Origin of the sequence: Streptomyces sp. cg40 (genome assembly GCF_050320165.1) — a bacterium.
In the GTDB taxonomy this organism is placed as follows: Bacteria; Actinomycetota; Actinomycetes; order Streptomycetales; family Streptomycetaceae; genus Streptomyces; species Streptomyces hokutonensis.
Genome location: NZ_CP190128.1, coordinates 1,901,408 through 1,920,175, shown reverse-complemented (window position 1 = coordinate 1,920,175; position 18,768 = coordinate 1,901,408). Strand labels below are relative to the sequence as shown.

Genomic DNA, 18,768 nt, shown 5'->3' with positions numbered 1-18,768 from the left:
CTGCATTTTGGACTGGTTGAATCAGCCAGCCTTTCGCTGATTTGGGGGCCAGCAGGCGGCCGCTTCGTACTCACATCATTGCTCGGTTGGCACGACGGCAAGATCACGTGGGCCGGCACCTTGATGCTGGGGAGTCGCACGCGAGACTGCGCTTTCCGGCCGTGAGTTCGTCCCGCCTACAGCCTTCCGCTGTGCCCGTACCGGTGGCGAGGGCCTGTGTGGGCTGGTCACGCTTCGACGTGGAGCATGGTGCTGGACGGTTCGGCGGCGATAACGAGGACTCCTTGGTCTTCGGTGGAAGGCAGCGAGGCACGCCTGACGAGGGATTCCCATCCTCCTGGCCATATAGTCGCGGCATCCCACAGAATCCCCTCCAGGAGTACGCCCTCCAGCTTGGCGTCGCTGAGGTCTGCTCCGACGAAGTCGCTGCTGGCCCGTTCGACTTCGCCGACCGCCTTGGCCAGAGCATTGGCCTGCTCACAGCCCTGGATCAGATCGTCGACGAGGTCCTGGGCGACTGCATCGACACCGAACAGGTCGGCCGGAGGAGACGTCAGGGTGTCGATCGCCGGTGCCAGTTCTTCATCGAGCAGCTGACGAATTCGATGAAGATCGTGCATCAACCGCTCGGCCGGATCGGCGAGGACCCATTCAACAGCCACCAGGTAGTCGAGTCCGGTGAGCGTGACCGGAGCCCGTTTTGGCTCCGGCAGCCGGGCCATTGCGTCGAGGTGTTCCCGGAGTTGTTCGACCACCGCGTCCACGTCAGCAACAGGCTGAGAGGGGTTCTCCAGAAGGTAGATCAGGTTGTGGACGAGGCGGACAGCAGCCCGCATGCCCTCGGCCAGGTCGCTGGGCCAGTAGCGGCGGGCAAGACGCAGGGCTTCTTGACGGTACTTCACCCGCACTGACGAGGGCCGGTTGGCGAGCGGGCCGCGTTCTGCCAGGCGGGCTTCGAGCGCCAGATCTCTTTGGGCCTGGGCAGCACGAGCCTCACGGGAATGGCGGCAGGCGACGGCACTCCCGATGGATCGGTGAGTGGCAGCCAGGAGACGGTCCAACGCCAAGTCCGGGGTGCGCAGCTCGGGCGGCCCGCCGTGAGCGTTGATGCGGTCGGAGATGGCGGTCCCCAGCTGCGTGTGCGTTGTCGCCAGCAGCATGTCGAGGTCGTCTTTACAGCGGCCTTCCGCCTGGATACGCGGATCGCGGTCCGTCACGTCGTCCTCCTCTCATCGTTGAAGCGGCCTTCCAGTCCCAGGCCTTCCCGCAGGGCAGCTCGGGCTCTGGCGAGGTTCTGGCGTACGGCTGCCTGCGTGGTGCGCATGGCGCGGGCGCTTTCCGCGGTGGTGAAACCGTCGAGGTGCCAGGCCATGGCCGCGCGCTGCTTGGTCGGCAGCTGGAGCAGCAGGGACAGCACCCGCCGCTCTTCCTCCCCGAGTTCGGCCGCGTGGGCCGGGGTCTGCCAGCGCAGGCTGGTGGGCGGCTCAGGTATCTCGGCGCAGGAGTCCTCGGGTTTCACCTGCTGGCTCACCCATGACCGCCAGGCCACGGTGCGCAGCCATGCGCGAGGGTGGGTCACCGACAGACCGGGCGCACACATCTGGGTGAACGCGTCCTGGACGGCGTCCTGGGCTTCTGCCCAGGACGCTCCGTTCAGAAGCAGGAAGCGGACCAGCGCCGGATACTGCTCGTGATGGAGGGCCTCGGCAAGTTCGATGCCGGGCAGCGGGACCGGACTGGATTCGACGTGCTCGACGAGGTCGATGTCACTGCTCAGTGCGTCCTCCATCACGGCCACCCCCGTTCCCGCCGGCCGGGAGTGGGCCACGGTTCCGGCTGAGGCCGGATTCCTGCGCCGTGGTGCAGCGGATCCTGTCCGTCTGGCCGGCCTCGGTGATGCGGGCAATCTCCACGGCGGCGGTCACCCGCCGCTGAGTGATCTTCACTATGCCGTTGACGAGGCTGACGGCCACAGTGACCACCGCTCCAACGATCACAGGATCCATGTCGCTGCTTCCCCTTCCGAATGCCTCATTCACGTACCGCCCACGCGTGGTACGCACCGCAACAGTGGTGATTCCGCCGGGAGTTGTGACATGTGGCTGGTCACGAGACTGCGTCACCTCGACCGCCGAGCGCACCGAGGCGCGCCCGGCAGCGACCATTCGATTCCTCCCGGGGCCGACTGAGGGGTGCGCGGCTCCATGTGAAGGGGCCATCACCGAAGATCTGCACGGACGGCCCGAGCAGACGGCGAGCCAGCGCCGTAAACCGCTGCAGTTCGAGGTGAGTGCGGGCATAGTCGTTCTAGGTCAACCTGGTGGTGCACATCGCTGACGGTGAGACCCTGTGTCCCGCTCCAGACGGCTCGCACGGACCATGTCGTAGCCCGGCGCCCCAGAGTTCTCCGGGCTGCCCGATCATTGCGCTTCGCCCTGGGGGCGCGTGAGGTCAGGCGGGTAGCCGTTGGCGCGGAGCCAGGTGTCGACGGCCAGAGCGACGATGTCTCCGTGCGGTACGCCGGTGTCGGCGTTGCAGCGGCGGATCCTGCGTTGGAGTTGGAGGACTTCGGGAACGGCGTGGTTGAACTGTCCGCGTTTGGTGTGTCGGTTTCTGATGATGTCCAGAGTGTCCGGATGCGGTGTACGTGTGTCGCTGGTTGGTGGGAACTCGGCATCCAGCGCGTCTGCGATTTCACGCAGCCGGCGGGCGTATAGAGAGTGATCGGCCACGAGAGCTGCTCCAGCTCCACTCGGTCGGGCTAGGCGGATAGCTATCCGCCTACTGGGCTAGTGGAATAGTCGGGCGGGCGGGTGGCCGCGAGAGCGGAGATCGCGCGGCCACCCGGGAGGCGCGCGTTAGAAGCCGCGGGCGGTGAGCCATTCGTCCAGGGCGACCGAGACGATGTCGCCGATGGGCAGGTGGTCGAGTTCGTTGTCCAGGGCGAACCGCTTGATGCGCTTCTTCAGCTTCAGCGCGGCAGGGACCGAGGAGTCGAGGCTCTCGCGCGTGATGATGCGCTGGTTGAGGACGGCCGCCGTCTCGGGAATGTCCTTGGGACGACCGGGTCCCTGAGCCCACGGGGTTCCCTCGCTGGGTGCTGCCTCCGATCGCGTGTTCTGCTCGTGGTGCGATGCCGGAACATCGCTCCTCACCGGGAAGGCCGTACCACCCGGGACCGGAGAAACGGCGTGCCGTACGGCGACCTCGGCGGTCGGCGGTACCCCAGCGGTCGTGGGGATGGCGTGAGAGAGACCGGCCTGCGGATCCTGCTCGCTCACCTGCGTGGGCTGAGCCGCCGGCGCCGCGACCTCGCCGGTACGGGCCGCGAACTGCTCGTGCCCATGCGTCGAATGTCCACGGGGAACAGAGTGCATCTCGGGCGCTCCTGCAGCGGGGGCCTGGACGGGGCCGCTCGGTACGGTGTTGGCGGTCGGCGGGGCCTGAGGCTCCGGAACCTCGGCGAGCATCCCGGTTGGCTCACCGTGCGCCCCCATCTCAACCGGGGCCGAGGAAGGCTGCTGGACCTCGGTCTCGGCAAAAGCCGGACGGTCTTCTTCCTGGCCGGACACCTGCTCGGCGGCGAACTGCTCGTGCGTGAGCTCTGGGGCCGGCGGCGGGGGCGGCGGGGTCGTCTTCCTGGCGGCGCCCAGGGGGCGACCGCCCGTGCGGCGGGCCGGGGGCCTCGGCCTCTCGTTCTGCTCGCTCATGCTTCGGTCAGCTCCTTCATCAGGTTGGCGTACTCGCTCAGTTCGGTGGGGATCTCGCCGAAGGCCTCCATGTAGTGCACCCAGGAGTGGATAACGGTCTCGGCGAGCGGGAACGGCTCGTCGCGGTCCGGGCCGATACCCCCGCCCTCGGCGGGATCCAGCAGCTGCTCCTTCGCAGTGCGGGGCAGGGTGGTGCGGTCGTCGGCCTTGACCATGACGACGTGAGCGGTGACGCCGTGGGGGTTGCGGGCGGCGGCGCGCTCGGTCTCGTCGAAGGTGGCCACGAGCTTGCGACGCTCGATCTTGGTGGGGGCGACCGGCACGAGCAGCAGGTTCGCCTCGGTAACAGCCTCGTGGAAGATCCGGGCGCTGCCGCCGCCGGCGTCGACCACGATCGCCCCGAACTCGCCGCGCTTGGCCCGGATGTACTCGGCGATGTCGTCGAAGGGGTAGCGCTTGATGACCAGGTTGGCGGGGATCTCGAAGCCGGCGGCCTGGGCGACCTTGAACCAGTCGTAGGCGGACTGGCTGGTGGCGTCCGCGTCCAGCAAGAGCGTCGGCACGTCGAGGGCGACGGCGTAGTAGAGGGCGATGAACCAGGCGGAGGTGGTCTTGCCGGTGCCGCCCTTGAGCATGCCGACCACGATGACGAAGGCGTCCCAGGCGCTCGCCGCAGCAGCGGCCAGGGTCTTGGTACGGGTGTTCTCACTCACGTGTGCTTGATCTCCTGAATCGGGAAAGGTGCGTTGACGTACTTGCATCGGCCAGAAGGCCGACGTTCGGCGGTGGGGTCAGCTGACGGCGGAGGGGCCCGTGCTGCTGTGCCGTGTCCGGGATGGCACACCGTCCCGTCCTGGTAGCCATGAACACGTGTGGGGGCGCTCATGACCGTTTCCTCGATGTGCGGGCAGGGCCGTGGTTGTGCTTGGGCCGCATGCGGGTGCCTGCCTGGTGCAGGAGCCGATAGACGGTGCCGACGGAGTAGCTGCACTCTGCGGCGAGGTCCGGCACCGTGGCGCCGGCCTCGTACCGCGCCCGCAGGGACATCGCGAGCCTCTTTCGCCGCGCTGCGCTGGCTGCGGAACGGATGCGCAGCGTCTGCTGAGTGGTGCGGGGCGTGCCCCCGGCCTCGATCAGCAGCCGCTTGGCGGCACGCCGCGTCACGGACCCGGCCACGGCCAACTCCGCGAGCGTGGCGCCCTGTTGCTCGTAGAGACGGCGCAGACGAGCCGCGAGATTGCGGCGCGCTTGCCCGTCTCGCAACCTGCGCGTCTGCCACGACGTGCGCATCACGGTCTCGGCCTCGTGCAGACGGTTGAGGACCGTGCCGTACGACAGCCCGCTCGTGGCGACGAGTTCGGCGACCGTGGCGCCCAACTCGTACTTCTCGCGGAGGCCTTGAGGAGTGACCGATTCACTCTCGGCATCGGCGGGTGGAGGTTGTGGAGTCACGCGGCGGAGTTCCATTCCTTGAGTGCTTCGGCATGGGCAGCGGCCAGCTCGTCGTAACTGCGCTGGTCGGCAGGGGTGATGAGGATCAGTCGCCCGTCGGTGGCAAGGCGCCAATCGGCGGCAGGCCGACCGGTGACCGGGTCGAGGACGCTGCCGCCCGGGGTCCGCCACGCGGACGGGATCTCATCAGGCCGGGGTGCCGGGACCAGGACCTGGTGCTCGTCGCGGACGATCACCATGGCCTTGCTGCGGTGCTCCGCGAACCGGTCCAGCGCCTCCTGGTACGCAGCTCGCTCGACCGCGTGCAGAGTCCTGCGCCGGACCGCGACGCCCGCCGTGGCGTAGCACTGGGCGATGGCGTCCCAGCCCTGTGCCGGCCGTGTGCCCGGTTCCGTAGCGGCGCCCTGAGAGCCGTTGCCGAAGCCCTCCACGGCGCTGGGAGCGAGGGTCCAGGTCTCACCGTCGTGGTGCACGAGACCGTGGTCGGCCAGGCGCCGCAAGGTCCGGTAGGCAGTGGCACGGGACACGGAAGCCGTACCGACAAGATCGCCGACCGTCTGAGCGGGCCGGACGTGCAGCGCCCCGATGATCATCAAGGCGGAGCTGCCGAGGCCGCGGTGGGCGAAGGCGTCGTGGCCCATCAGGCGGGCGATGACGGTGGAGTCGATGTCGGCCGTCATGGCCGTCTCAGGGGTGGTCCACTCCTCAAGTGCCAGGTCGGGGGGGTACTGAGTGGTCCAGAAACGAGACAGCGAAACGTAGCCACGAGGGCCACCGCCGGTGCCATGGTCGAGATACCAGGTGGAACCTTCCCGACCATGCCCGACCCGCAGCCGACGCAGCCAGCCCCCAGGCTTGAGAACGGTCTCGTAGACCACACGCAGCGTCGTCCGCGAGATACCCGCTTCCTCCGCGGTCTGCCGCTCGCTGGCGTGGTGCAGCGGGCCACCGGCGGTCTCGGCGAAGTTCAGATGGGCCCGCAGCACCCGCAGCGCGGTCCGTCCCCGCTCGCCGCGCCAGGGCGTGGACTCGATGCGGTCCCGCAGCGCGGCGAGAACCTCGTACACATCGTGACGTGAGTCCAGCACTCGCGTTCCGGCGACCACCGCCGTCGCGCTGGCCCACACCCGGCGGATGTAGTCCAGGGCCCGCGCCTGCCCCGAGCGCAGCGCGATGTGCCGGGCGTGTCGGCCACCCTCGTGGTCGGGGTGCAGCAGCAGCTGGGTCAGATCGTCGATGGTGCCGCCGGCGCGAGCGACATGGCAGGCGATGGCCGCTGTGACACGGTGTCCGTGCTCGGCGGCGGCCGCCCGGTTGGGGCGCACGGCCACGGTGTGGCCGTCGGAGCCGAGCCTGCTGTAACTGCCCGTCGCGTACCGGCCGGTGAGATCCCCGAGCAGGACCAGTTCGGCCGCAGCCGGACGAAGGTGGTGAAGGCCCAGTCGGCCGAACGGGTGAGGGATCTGCCGCTGTGGTTCTGCCTGATGACTGTGGTGTGGCACGGTGAGGTCGTCTCGCAAAGACAAGGGCGCCACCCAGGCCCGCTAAAACCACGGGTGATGCCCGGAACCGACCTCCGATCGGTGCCAGCGATGCCTCCAGGATTGCCGTCCTGGAGGCATTCGTATGCCTGGCCCCGCTCCGGAGGCAGGCGTCCCCATCGCAACTCGACCAAGGCAGAAACAGAAAGCCGTCGAGGCCACCGCTCCTGATCCATCCGGCCAACTCGTGTCTCCCAGAAGCAGATTGCAGAGGCACCGCCTCTGACTGCCTCCGAGCGACCCGGGTCGTACCGGGGTCGAATCAGAGCGTTTTCCTCTGACTGCCTCCGATCGCCTCTGTAACCCGTCCTAGCAGGCCACAGCCGCTTTAACCCTCATAAGCCCAGGTCAGAAAAGGTGCGGCAGATTTACTTGTCGTACATGGCGTACCGCAGATAGTCGCCCATCTTCGCGGCCTTGCCGACGGTCGCGGAGACGTCGGCACCCTTGCCCTGCTCCTTGGCCCAGGTGTCCGCCCAGTACGCGGCCTGCACGGCCCGCGCGTCGGCGTCCGGGGCATCCGTGTACTTCCACTGCCTGGCGTACGAAGAATCACCGGTGAAGAGGTCCAAGTACCCGTTCGTACCACCGTACTTGAAGGCGTCACAGGTCGGCTGCGGCACCGTCTCCCACACGGACTCCTGCGGTCCGCGCTGGAAGGTGTTGATGTACGACGGCCCGCTCGCCGTCGGCCCCGCCTCGCACCCGCCGCCCGGCGTGTCGCCGTAGCCGTAGGTGTTGTCGACATCCTCCAGCCAGTGCATACCGTAGACATCGTCCGTACCGTATGCGGTTTTCAGTTCACCGGCGATCGGATCCGATCCCACCGGCACCGAGGTGTCGAGCTTCGCCGGATACTCGTTCGGCGTGTCCAGTTCGGGCGCGTAGGTCGCCGGCTTCGAGGCGTTGTAGAAGGAGTTCGTCGGCTGGTCGGCGTGGGTCGGGATCATGTACTTCTCCATGAGGGCCCAGGCGCCGTTGAACTTCGACCAGTCGCCCGTCACCTTGCCGTACATCGCCTGCAGCCACAGCAGATAGCTGTATGCCTCCGACGTCGTCTCGTGCCCCTGGTCCGGCGCCTCGACGATCAGGGTCTCCACCGAGTGGTAGGGGATGCCCTGGGGCGAGAAGTAGCCGTTCGCCGGGTTGGTGATCTTCCCGTAGAGGTCCAGGAAGCGGGCGTCGTACGCGTTCGCCGCCGCCAGCTCCGTCACCGTGACCGTCGCCTTGGTCAAGCCCGTCGCCGTCGAGTCGAAGGACGCCGAACCGGTGCCGGACGCGTCGGCCGTGACGGTCACCGTCTGCGCGGTGCTCCAGTTCGACGGCGTGAAGGTGAGCGACGCGCCACCCGTGACCGACAGACCCGTGTTGCCGCTCGCGCGGGCCGTCGTAACGGTCACGTTCGACGTCGGCTGCGAGGACAGCGACACGGCGAACGTGCCCGACTTCCCCTGCTGGACGCCCAGTTGGGTCGGCGAGGCCACGATCGCGGGTCCCGAGGCGACGGTGATGCCGACCGGCGCGGACGTGCCGGACGCACCCAGACTGTCGTACGCCTTCGCCACCAGCGAATGACTGCCCACGGTCAAACCAGAGGCCGAGAGCGAGTACGGCGAGGTCGTGTCCGTGCCGAGCAGCGTGGTGTCGTCGTAGAACTCGACCTTGCTGATCGTCGCGTTGTCGGCCGCCGCCGCGGTCGCCGCGAGCGGGATCGCGGCCCCCTGGCTGTAGATCGCGCCCGCGCTCGGGCTGGTCAGCACGGTGATCGGCGGCTGATGCGCGCCGACGCAGGTGGTGCCGTTGATCGCGAACGAGGCGGGCGCGGTGTTGGTGCCGCTGTAGGCGAACTGCGCGCCGGTGGAAACGGCCGCGCCCGCGGCGATCGTCCCGTTGTACGACGCGTTCGTCACCGTGACCGAGCTGCCGGACTGGGACCAGGTGCCGTTCCAGCCGTTGCTGAGTTTCTGGTTGCCCGTATAGGCGTACGTCAGGGTCCAGCCGTTGATCGCGTCCGTACCCCGGTTGGTGAGGGTCAGATCCGCGGTGAAGCCGGAGCCCCAGTCGTTCGTCCTGTAGTCCACGCTGCACTGAACTGTCGCCGCCTGGGCGGGAGTTGTGCCCGTCGCGAGCATCGAGACGGGAAGCGCGAGGGCCGCCACGACAGCGGTCCACAGTCGCCGCGTCAAACGGCGTCTCCTTCTGGGGTGCATGTGCTGGTTCCTCCTTGCGGCTCGGAGGGGTGGGGGCGGAGCAGCAACAAGCCTTGAACCAGTGGGAGCGCTCCCATCGTGGGGACGGGGGTGAGAGCCGTCAAGGTGCTTACGGAGTCGAAAAGATTCGACAGGCGTGGGGTGAGGGAAAGTCGGCGAAAGTCTGTGACTCCCCTGTCCTTTACCGTCACTTGGCGCTACCTTCCTGGACACCAGTGGGAGCGATTCCGTCAGTCGACGCGTCCGTACGACGCGCCCGAGCTGCAAGGAGTCGCTCATGCGACACCCCCCGCGTTCAATCCTTTTAGCCGTCGCCGGCGCGACCGCCCTTGTCGGGGCCATGGTCGTTCCGGTGGTCACGGCGTCCGGCGCGACCCCCGCGTGCACGGTGGCGTACTCGGTCACCAGCCAGTGGGACACCGGATTCCAGGGCGCAGTGCAGATCACCAACAACATGGCACCGGTGACCAGTTGGAGCCTGAGCTTCGACTTCGCCGGCGGCCAGAAGGTCACCCAGGGCTGGAACGCCAAGTGGTCCCAGTCCGGCACGACGGTCACCGCGGCCAACGAGAGCTGGAACGGCTCGCTCGGCACCGGCGCGAGCGTGAGTGCCGGCTTCCTCGCCAACTGGTCCGGGAGCAACGCCGTACCGTCCGCGTTCAAGCTCAACGGCACGACCTGCAACGTCGATTCGGAGCCGACACCACCGACCTCGCCGCCTCCGACCTCACCGCCACCGAGCGGCGGCGCGCCCGCGCTGCACGTCTCCGGGAACAAACTCGTGGACGCCAACGGCACCAACCGGCGTCTGCTCGGCGTCAATCGGTCCGGCGGCGAGTTCATGTGCGTTCAGGGCTACGGCATTTGGGACGGTCCCGTCGACGACGCGGCCGTCGCGGCGATCGCCGACTGGAAGGCCAACGTCGTCCGCATTCCGCTCAACGAGGAGTGCTGGCTGGGCCTTTCGAACATCAAACCCGAGTACGCGGGCGCCAACTACATCGCCGCCGTCAAGGACCTGGTGGCGAAGGTCGAGGCGCACGGCATGACACCGATCGTCGAACTGCACTGGACCTACGGCCAGTACACCGGCAACTCGGCGGGCTGCTCCGACGTGCACGCCACCTGCCAGAAGCCGATGCCGGACGCGCAGTACACCCCGTCGTTCTGGTCCTCGGTCGCCAGCACCTTCAAGGCGGACCAGGCCGTCGCGTTCGACCTGTTCAACGAGCCGTATCCGGACCGCGCGACCTCCACGAACACCCAGGCGTGGCAGTGCTGGCGGGACGGCGGTACCTGCCCCGGCATCGGGTACGAGGTCGCCGGTATGCAGGATCTCGTCGACGCCGTACGGTCGACCGGCGCCCAGAACGTGATCATGGCCGGCGGACTCGCGTACTCGAACGACCTCAGCCAGTGGCTGACCTACCGGCCCACCGACCCGACCGGCAATCTCGTCGCCGCGTACCACGTCTACAACTTCAACACCTGCGCGACCGAGAGCTGCTGGAACTCCCAACTCGCCCCCGTCGCGGCCCAAGTGCCGCTGGTGGCAGGGGAGATGGGTGAGAACACCTGCTCGCACGGCTTCGTCGACCAGGTCATGAAGTGGTTCGACGACCGCGGGCTCTCGTATCTCGGCTGGACCTGGAACACCTGGGACTGTTCCGCCGGTCCGTCGCTGATCTCCGACTACACCGGTACGCCCACCGCGTACGGCATCGGGCTGCGCGACCATCTGCGCGCCCTCAACGGATAGGCGCCCCCGCACAGCGAACTGCGCACCACCCGCACATCACAGCACCCGCAACCAACTTCCTTACCAGACAAGGAAACCCGCACTCATGAGCCGTACCAGAACAGCGTTGCTCGCTGCCTTGGTGCTCGTCGCCGGGGCCTCGGGGACGGCGGTCGCCGCCATCCCCGCCGCGGACGTCGGCATCGCCGCGATTCCGTGCAGCGTCGACTACAAGGTGCAGAACCAGTGGGACACCGGCTTCACCGCCGCCGTCACGGTCACCAACAACTCGGCCGCCAAGTCGAGTTGGGCCGTGAAGTGGTCGTACGCCGGCAACCAGAAGGTCACCAGCGGCTGGAACGCGAAGATCAACCAGAGCGGGACCGCCGTCACGGCGGCCAACGAGACCTACAACGCGAGCCTGCCGACCGGGAGTTCGGTCAGCTTCGGCTTCAACGCCTCCTACAGCGGCACCAACGCGCTCCCGACCACGTTCACCCTCGACGGCGTGACCTGCAACGTCGACGACGGCAGCGGCGGGGGAGGCGGCGGTGGCGGTACCGATCCCGGCACCCGGGTCGACAACCCGTACGCGGACGCCAAGGTCTATGTGAACCCGGAGTGGTCGGCGAAGGCCGCCGCCGAGACCGGCGGCAGCCGGATCTCCAACCAGCCCACCGGCGTCTGGCTCGACCGCATCGCCGCCATCAACGGAGTCAACGGCGGCATGGGCCTGCGCGCCCACCTCGACGCGGCGCTCGCCCAGAAGGGCAGCGGCGAAGAGGTCGTCCAGCTCGTCGTCTACGACCTGCCCGGACGCGACTGCGCGGCCCTCGCCTCCAACGGCGAACTCGGCCCGACCGAAATCGGCCGCTACGAAAGCGAGTTCATCGACCCGATCGCCGCGATCCTCGCCGACAGCAAGTACGCCTCGCTGCGGATCGTCACCACGATCGAGATCGACTCGCTGCCCAACCTCGTGACCAACACCGGCAGCAAGGCCACCGCCACCCCGCAGTGCGACACGATGCTCGCCAACGGCAACTACGTGAAGGGCGTCGGCTACGCGCTGAACAAGCTCGGCGCGATCCCCAACGTCTACAACTACATCGACGCAGGCCACCACGGCTGGCTCGGCTGGGACGACAACTTCGCGCCCGCCGCGACTCTCATGTACCAGGCCGCCAACGCCGAGGGCGCGACCGTCAACGACGTCGCCGGCTTCATCACCAACACGGCCAACTACAGCGCCCTGAAGGAGAACAACTTCACCATCAACGACAGCGTGAACGGCGTCTCCGTACGCCAGTCCAAGTGGGTCGACTGGAACCGCTACGTGGACGAGCTGTCGTACGCCCAGGCGTTCCGCAACCAGTTGGTGTCGGTCGGCTTCAACTCCGGTATCGGCATGCTGATCGACACGTCCAGGAACGGCTGGGGCGGCTCGGCCCGGCCGACGGGTCCGGGCGCAACTACCAGTGTGGACACGTACGTCGACGGCGGACGTTACGACCGCCGCATCCAGGTCGGGAACTGGTGCAACCAGTCCGGAGCCGGCCTCGGTGAACGTCCGCAGGCCGCCCCCGCGACCGGGATCGACGCCTATGTGTGGATGAAGCCGCCGGGTGAGTCCGACGGCTCCAGCACCGCCATCGCCAACGACGAGGGCAAGGGCTTCGACCGCATGTGCGACCCGACGTACACGGGCAACGCCCGCAACGGCAACAACATGTCGGGCGCGCTGCCGAACGCCCCGCTGTCCGGGCACTGGTTCTCGGCGCAGTTCCAGCAGCTGATGGCCAACGCGTACCCGCCTCTGTAGATCGCAGACAGTAATCGCGTACCGCATCGCACATGGCATACACCCCCGCGCCCGCCCCTCAAGGCGCGGGGGTCCGTCGGCGTCAGCCCTTCCCTGCCAGCCCCCGGCGGATCGCGAACTCCACCGCCGAGTAGTCGCCGTCCGGACGGTCCAGCTCGAAGGGGACCGCCGGCATCAATGGTGGCTGCGCGAGGAAACGGGGCCGGGTGCCGTGGTTCGGCTGGGCCGCGTGGACCAGGAAGGGATGGCACAGGTACACGTCACCGGGGCTGCCGGTGGCGTACGCGAGCGGGCGGTGGGCGGTGGCCTCGACCAGTTGCGGGGCGATCTCCAGGCCGGACACCCCCGCCTCGCCGTACGGTTCCAGGAGCGGTGGCACGTCGAGGTGGGAGCCGACGCGGATGCGGGTGGGGGCGTTGTCCTCGGTCACCTCGGTGAACAGGAACAGCATCAGCAGTGCCCGGTCCCGCGAGCGCAGGTTGGCGAACGGCCAGGTCTCGCCCTCGGGCGTGTAACTCCCGTCGATGTGCCAGCCGGCGTCGTCGGGTTCGTCCTCGTGCGGGAAGCGCAGTGGGAAGGCGCCCAGGCCGTAGCGCGACGCCCAGCGTCCCTCGCCGACCAGGAGGTCGAACGCCTCGTGCAGGGCGGGGGAGTTGGCGGCCGCGGCGAACGGGCCCTGCCCCATGCCCGGTACCCAGACCACGGGGTCCTTCCAGGTGCCGGGATCCTCCGCGTCGTAGCCCGTCTCCCGCCACAGCAGTCGGGCGCAGTGCTCGGCGACCCGCGGCGGGAAGGCCCCCTCGACCTTCACGAATCCGTCTTCGAGGAAGCGTTCCACCATCACGTCGTCCGTGTCGCCCATACGGGCATGCTCGGCGACCGGCGGCCCCCGCCGCACCCCATTTTTTGCTGCGCCTTTTGCCGCCCCTTTTTTTGCCGCTTCGGCAACGGAAGTGGCCCCCGGACGGTGCGTCGGCGCAGGCTGGCGGCACGCGGACGAGAGGCTGACCACCATGGCGCACGAGCACAGCGAGAAGCACGCCCATCACGACGAGAAGCACGCCCACCACCACGACCACACCGACATCGACTGGGCCGTCATGGGCCCCCTGCTGGAGACCCAGGCCGAGTTGTTCGCGCCGTTGTACGAGCGGGCCATGGCCTGGCTGGCGAAGGAGCGGACCGATCCGGGGCTGATCGTCGACGCGGGCAGCGGGCCGGGTGTGGTCGCGTGCCTGTTCGCGGAGACGTTCCCGGGCGCGCGGGTCGTCGCGGTGGACGGTTCCGGACCGCTTCTGGAACGGTCCAAGGCCCGCGCCGAGCGGCTGGGCTACAGTGACCGCTTCGGCACGCTGACCGGTGAACTGCCCGATGTGCTGGGCGAGTTGGAGTACCCGGCCGATCTGCTGTGGGCCAGCCGCAGCCTGCATCACCTCGGTGACCAGCGCGCCGGGCTGGCCGCGTTCGCGCAGCGGCTCGCCCCGGGCGGCACCCTGGCCATCATGGAGGGCGGGCTGCCCTCCCGGTTCCTGCCGCGCGACTTCGGCATCGGCCGCCCGGGCCTGGAGGCGCGGATCGACGCGATCGAGGCCGAGTGGTTCGCGCGGATGCGCGCCGACCTCCCCGGCGCCGTCACCGAGACCGAGGACTGGTCCGCCCTGCTGACCTCGGCGGGTCTGAAGTACGCCGGCAGCCGCAGCTTCCTCCTCGACCTGCCCGCCCCGGCCCCGGACCGCGTCCGCGCCTACGTGGCGACCTGGCTGACCCGGGTCCGTGACGTCTACGGCGACGCCCTGGGTGCCGAGGACCGGGCCACCCTCGACCGGCTGGTCGACCCGCAGGACCCGGCCGGTGTGCACCGGCGCGCCGACGTGTTCGTGCTCGCCGCGCACACCGTGCACACGGCGGTGCGGCCGGTGTGAACGGCCTGTGATCTCGGCGGCTTGACTTCAAGAGTGCTCAAGGTGATGAACTGCCCTTCCGGAAACACTGCCCTTCCGGAAACGCGGAGTTCACCGACCCACGGGGGGACCACATCACCATGAACGACAACTCTCACGTCGCGCTCATAACCGGCGGCGGCAGCGGGATCGGCGCGGCCGTCGCGAGACAACTCCTCGGCGCGGGCGGCCGGGTGGCCGTCACCGGCCGCAGCGAGCAGCGGCTGCACGCCTTCGCCGGTCAACTGGGACATCCCGCGGGCCTGTTGACGATTCCCGGCAGCGCCTCCGAGTACGACCAGGTGCAGGCCGCCGTGGAGACGACGCTGAAACAGTTCGGGCGGCTCGACGCGGTCGTCGCCAACGCCGGTGTCGCCACGCACGATTCGGTCGCGGAGGGCGACCCGTCCGGGTGGACCGAGATGGTGCTGACCAACGTCCTCGGTCCCGCGCTGCTCATCCGGGCGTCCGTCGACGCGCTGAAGCAGACACACGGCCGGATCGTGCTGATCGGCAGCGTCGCCGGGTTCGTGCACACACCCGGCAACATCTACGGCGCGACCAAGTGGGCGATGACCGGTCTCGCCGAGAACACCCGGCGCGAGGTCACGGAGTTCGGCATCGGGGTGACACTGATCGCCCCGGGCCGGGTGGAGACCCCGTTCTGGGACGGCAACGGCAGCCCGCCGCCCGGCCGTCTGCTCACCGCCGACCACATCGCCGACACGATCCTGTGGGCGATCCGCCAGCCCGCCGGCGTCGACATCAACACCGTGGTCGTACGGCCGATCGGGCAGCCCAACTGACGTAGCCGCCTCAACCCGCCCACGAGCAAGGCCCGTTGCCGCGACCCGACCGATCGCGACGACGGGCCTCGTGGCAACGGGCCTCACCCGCACGCTAGTTGTTCTGCAGGAACGTCTTCGCCAGCTGGTCGCCGAGCGAGACCGCCGCGCTGTGGCTCTCGATGGGGGACACCGTCGAGTTCTTGAACAGGATGTACGTCACGCCGGAGTCGGCGCCGCCGGTCGCAGGGTCGGGGTCGATGCCGAGGGCCTTGGCGGTGGCGTAGGAGGCCTCGCCGATGATGTTGGTGGGGCCGGTGTCGCCGACGACGGCGTACTCGACCTTGTTGTTGTAGATCACGGCGACCACACCGCCGCCCTTGATGCCGTAGCTGGAGTACTTCCAGATGCTGCTGGAGCTGGGCACCACGATGTAGGGCAGTGAATCCGCCTTCAGGGGCTTGCCGTTGGACTGGTGGAACGCCGTGTCGTCCTGGTACCAGGGGTCGGCGTTCTCGTTGCAGTTCGAGGTGCGCTGGCCGTCGCAGTCGATGTCCATGTCGGCCTTCCAGAACACGGCGCCGTTCTTGCCGCAGACCGGAATGGTGGCCGAGGTCTCGTCGTCGGTGCGGTACTTGCCGTTCGATATCTGCGAGCAGGACGTCACCTTGGCGAGCAGGGCGGCCGCGCTGACCGTGCCCTCCTGAGCCGACTTGGGGGTGACGCCGGAGGTGGCGCTCGCGGGGAGCACTCCGGCGGCGAGCAGGGCGGCGCCCGAGGCCGCGGCGAGGGTCAGTGTTCGAATGCGCACTGTGGGGGACCCTTCTGTTAGGAAAGTTTCCTTACTAGATGCGCAACAAGGTGGCCCATAGGCATGCCCGCGTCAAGACCCTGGTCCGAACCAAGTGACGCGAAGCTCCGGACCAAGCGACGCGAAGCTCCGGACCAAGTACCGCGAAGCGCCCCGGAGTTGGACTCCGGGGCGCTTCGTACTGCCTGCGGTTCAGGCCGCCCAGCTGCGGCTCAGGCCAAGTTCCCTGGTCTCAGGCCGCGTTGAACGTCGAGGGGTCGGGCCCCAGGCGCCGGTCCTCGTTCAGCGCGCTGATCGCCGCGAGGTCCTCGGTGTCCAGGCTGAAGTCGAAGACCTCGATGTTCTCCTTGATCCGCGACGGCGTCACGGACTTGGGGATCACCACGTTGCCCAGCTGGATGTGCCAGCGCAGCACGATCTGGGCCGGAGTGCGGCCGTGCTTCTGCGCGATGGCGACGATCGCCGGCACCTCCAGCAGGCCCCGGCCCGAGCCGAGCGGCGACCAGGCCTCGGTCGCGATGCCCTGCTCCGCCTGGTACTCGCGCCCGGCCCGCTGCTGGAGCTGCGGGTGCAGCTCGATCTGGTCGACCGCCGGGATGACCGAGGTCTCCGAGATCAGCCGCTCCAGGTGGTCGGGCTCGAAGTTGGAGACGCCGATGGCGCGCACCCGGCCGTCCGCGTGCAGCTTCTCGAACGCCTTGTAGCTGTCGACGTACTTGTCCCGGGCCGGCGTCGGCCAGTGGATCAGATACAGATCCAGGTACTCCAGGCCGAGCTTCGCCAGCGACACGTCGAAGGCGCGCAGGGTGGCGTCGTACCCCTGGTCGGCGTTCCAGAGCTTGGTGGTGACGAAGAGCTCCTCGCGCGGGACGCCGGAGGAGGCGACGGCCTTTCCGGTGCCCTCTTCGTTGCCGTAGATCGCAGCCGTGTCGATGCTGCGGTACCCGGCCTCCAGTGCCGTCGCCACCGCCCGCTCCGCCTCGTCGTCCGGCACCTGCCAGACGCCGAAGCCCAGCTGGGGCATCTCGACACCGTTGTTGAGGATGATCGGGGGGACCTTGCTGCTCACGAGCTCTCGATCCTTCAGTCGTCGGGTGGGTACTGTCCATCGTCAACGATCACGGGCCGTGGTGCATTCCTGACCGCGAAATCCGTCCGGACCTACCGGTGGATCGGTGCGGTCGGCCGAAGAATGGCGAGAAATGCATCCGACCTTTTTCGGTCCGGACCATTGACCCCGGACCGTCGTGCCGCAACCCTGAAACACGCCGCCGGACGAGTCCGTGAACGTGATACGTACATGTGAACGCTGGCACCTGTCGGGACTCCGAGACCCCCCACTCCTCAGGAGAGCAGGTATGCGCACAGCAGCAGTCCACTCCCCAGGTTTCTGTAGACAGTGCTTCGTATGCAGGAAACATCGGATGAAAAGGTGTGGTGAAGGCCTCGCCGACCACGGCCGCGTACGACACCCGGACCGGCGACGGCGGGCGGGTGCCTCTTCGCTCGAACCAACTGATCAGTCGGTCAATAGACCACGAACCGATCGGTTGGTCAACAGCCCAGCAAAGGGAGGAACATGAGACGCCGACGACTGCGCGCGGCCCTGACCGCGGCAGCCCTCGCCACCGCCACCCTGACCGGAGCGGCCCCGCCGCTCGAAACGGCGGTGGCGGCGAACCGCCCGGCCGCCGCGCCCGACTGGTCCACGGCCGTGGTCGACTCCACGACGGCCCGCTACACACCGAGCACCATCGGCGGCTGGTCCTACCCCGTCGGCCTCTACCTCTACGGCCAGTACCTCACGTACAAGCGCACCCACGACGCCCGCTACCTGGCCTACATCAAGAGCTACGTAGACCGCTTCGTGAAGAGCGACGGCTCGATCGACCAGTCCTTCAACAGCCTCGACAGCATGCAGGCCGGCCGCCTCCTGGTGATCCTGCACCACGAGACCGGCCAGGACCGCTACCGCAAGGCGGCCAAGAAGATCCGCGACCGCCTCGACACCTACCCGCGCACGAGCGACGGCGGCTTCTGGCACGCCGACAGCAGCAGCCGCGCCCATCAACTCTGGGCGGACGGCGTCTACATGGTGAACCCGTTCCTCGTCGAGTACGGCAAGGAGTTCGGCGACAGCGCCTACACGAACGACGAGGCGTCCAAGCAGCTCTACGTCTACGGCAGTCATCTCCAGGTGGCCAACGGCCTGTTGAAGCACGCCTACGACGAGTCCCGCACCGCGAGCTGGGCCGACCCCACGACCGGACTCGCGCCGGAGCACTGGTGCCGCGCGGTCGGCTGGTACGCGATGGCCATCACGAACGTCCTCGACGCACTTCCCGCCGACCACCCGCGACGGCCTCAACTCCTGGCCATCTTCCGCCGGTTGGCGGCCGGACTGGAGAAGTACCAGGACCCGGCGACCGGCCGCTGGTTCCAGGTCATGGACAAGGGCGCCCGCAGCGACAACTGGACCGAGACGTCCTGCTCCAGCATGTTCACCTACGCCCTCTCGCGCGGCGCCCAACAGGGCTACCTCGACCGGCACTTCGCCGACGTCGCCCGGCGCGGCTACGAGGGCGTCCTCGCGCGTCTGTCGGTCGGCACCGACGGCCGCACCGATCTGAGTGACATCTCCATCGGCACGAACGTCGGCGACTACGCCTACTACGTCGCCCGCACCCGGGCCGTGAACGACTTCCACGGCCTGGGTGCCTTTCTGATCATGAACGAACAACTACGAGGTGATTAGTGTC

Annotated in this window: 17 protein-coding genes; 5 read left to right on the top strand and 12 right to left on the bottom strand. The window is 68.3% G+C overall.

What is annotated here, in order from left to right; genetic code table 11:
- Positions 1-227: 227 nt before the first annotated feature.
- The 9 genes from ACQHII_RS08525 to ACQHII_RS08485 all read right to left on the bottom strand — a co-directional run bounded on the left by ACQHII_RS08525 (position 228) and on the right by ACQHII_RS08485 (position 8,913).
- Complete coding sequence (locus ACQHII_RS08525) at positions 228-1,217, bottom strand: hypothetical protein (protein WP_427918685.1); 990 nt, start codon at positions 1,215-1,217, stop codon at positions 228-230.
- Positions 1,214-1,789: an RNA polymerase sigma factor gene (locus ACQHII_RS08520; protein ID WP_427918684.1), complete on the bottom strand. Its 576-nt coding sequence runs from the start codon at positions 1,787-1,789 to the stop codon at positions 1,214-1,216. Before ACQHII_RS08520 ends, ACQHII_RS08525 begins: the two co-directional genes overlap by 4 nt.
- Positions 1,767-2,006, bottom strand: coding sequence for a hypothetical protein (locus ACQHII_RS08515; protein ID WP_427918683.1), 240 nt, complete (start codon positions 2,004-2,006; stop codon positions 1,767-1,769). Before ACQHII_RS08515 ends, ACQHII_RS08520 begins: the two co-directional genes overlap by 23 nt.
- A gap of 414 nt (positions 2,007-2,420) precedes the next feature.
- Positions 2,421-2,732: a hypothetical protein gene (locus tag ACQHII_RS08510; protein WP_427918682.1), complete on the bottom strand. Its 312-nt coding sequence runs from the start codon at positions 2,730-2,732 to the stop codon at positions 2,421-2,423.
- 126 nt (positions 2,733-2,858) lie between these two features.
- Positions 2,859-3,710 (bottom strand): hypothetical protein, encoded by an 852-nt coding sequence (locus ACQHII_RS08505; RefSeq protein WP_427918681.1) that lies wholly within the window; start codon positions 3,708-3,710, stop codon positions 2,859-2,861.
- On the bottom strand, positions 3,707-4,423 hold the full coding sequence (locus ACQHII_RS08500; protein WP_427918680.1) for a ParA family protein: 717 nt from the start codon (positions 4,421-4,423) through the stop codon (positions 3,707-3,709). Before ACQHII_RS08500 ends, ACQHII_RS08505 begins: the two co-directional genes overlap by 4 nt.
- A 169-nt stretch (positions 4,424-4,592) precedes the next feature.
- Positions 4,593-5,162 (bottom strand): helix-turn-helix domain-containing protein, encoded by a 570-nt coding sequence (locus tag ACQHII_RS08495; protein WP_427918679.1) that lies wholly within the window; start codon positions 5,160-5,162, stop codon positions 4,593-4,595.
- The gene (locus tag ACQHII_RS08490) at positions 5,159-6,664 is read right to left on the bottom strand and encodes a helix-turn-helix domain-containing protein (RefSeq protein ID WP_427918678.1); all 1,506 of its coding nucleotides are present in this window, start codon (positions 6,662-6,664) and stop codon (positions 5,159-5,161) included. The genes ACQHII_RS08495 and ACQHII_RS08490 overlap by 4 nt, the downstream gene beginning before the upstream one ends.
- 407 nt (positions 6,665-7,071) lie before the next feature.
- The gene (locus ACQHII_RS08485) at positions 7,072-8,913 is read right to left on the bottom strand and encodes a glycoside hydrolase family 48 protein (RefSeq protein ID WP_427918677.1); all 1,842 of its coding nucleotides are present in this window, start codon (positions 8,911-8,913) and stop codon (positions 7,072-7,074) included.
- Between the two features lie 277 nt (positions 8,914-9,190).
- Between ACQHII_RS08485 and ACQHII_RS08480 the strand changes: the two genes are divergently transcribed.
- Together ACQHII_RS08480 and ACQHII_RS08475 are read left to right on the top strand one after the other, a co-directional pair.
- Complete coding sequence (locus tag ACQHII_RS08480) at positions 9,191-10,672, top strand: cellulase family glycosylhydrolase (protein ID WP_427918676.1); 1,482 nt, start codon at positions 9,191-9,193, stop codon at positions 10,670-10,672.
- An 85-nt stretch (positions 10,673-10,757) separates the two neighbouring features.
- On the top strand, positions 10,758-12,473 hold the full coding sequence (locus ACQHII_RS08475) for a glycoside hydrolase family 6 protein (RefSeq protein WP_427918675.1): 1,716 nt from the start codon (positions 10,758-10,760) through the stop codon (positions 12,471-12,473).
- Positions 12,474-12,555: 82 nt separating this feature from the next.
- Here the strand turns inward: ACQHII_RS08475 and ACQHII_RS08470 are convergent, their stop codons facing one another.
- On the bottom strand, positions 12,556-13,335 hold the full coding sequence (locus tag ACQHII_RS08470; RefSeq protein WP_427918674.1) for a phytanoyl-CoA dioxygenase family protein: 780 nt from the start codon (positions 13,333-13,335) through the stop codon (positions 12,556-12,558).
- Between the two features lie 151 nt (positions 13,336-13,486).
- On the opposite strand from ACQHII_RS08470, the gene ACQHII_RS08465 reads away from it, so the two are divergent.
- Positions 13,487-14,395 (top strand): class I SAM-dependent methyltransferase, encoded by a 909-nt coding sequence (locus ACQHII_RS08465; RefSeq protein ID WP_427918673.1) that lies wholly within the window; start codon positions 13,487-13,489, stop codon positions 14,393-14,395.
- A gap of 119 nt (positions 14,396-14,514) precedes the next feature.
- The gene (locus ACQHII_RS08460) at positions 14,515-15,219 is read left to right on the top strand and encodes an SDR family oxidoreductase (RefSeq protein WP_427918672.1); all 705 of its coding nucleotides are present in this window, start codon (positions 14,515-14,517) and stop codon (positions 15,217-15,219) included.
- A gap of 94 nt (positions 15,220-15,313) precedes the next feature.
- Here ACQHII_RS08460 and ACQHII_RS08455 read toward each other — a convergent pair whose 3' ends face one another.
- Positions 15,314-16,009 (bottom strand): glycoside hydrolase family 75 protein, encoded by a 696-nt coding sequence (locus ACQHII_RS08455; RefSeq protein WP_427918671.1) that lies wholly within the window; start codon positions 16,007-16,009, stop codon positions 15,314-15,316.
- 232 nt (positions 16,010-16,241) lie between these two features.
- The gene (locus ACQHII_RS08450; protein WP_427918670.1) at positions 16,242-17,078 is read right to left on the bottom strand and encodes an aldo/keto reductase; all 837 of its coding nucleotides are present in this window, start codon (positions 17,076-17,078) and stop codon (positions 16,242-16,244) included.
- A gap of 510 nt (positions 17,079-17,588) precedes the next feature.
- On the opposite strand from ACQHII_RS08450, the gene ACQHII_RS08445 reads away from it, so the two are divergent.
- Positions 17,589-18,764 carry a glycoside hydrolase family 88/105 protein gene (locus ACQHII_RS08445; RefSeq protein ID WP_427918669.1) on the top strand — a complete coding sequence of 392 codons (1,176 nt, stop codon included), beginning with the start codon at positions 17,589-17,591 and terminating at the stop codon, positions 18,762-18,764.
- The last annotated feature ends 4 nt before the right edge of the window (positions 18,765-18,768 follow it).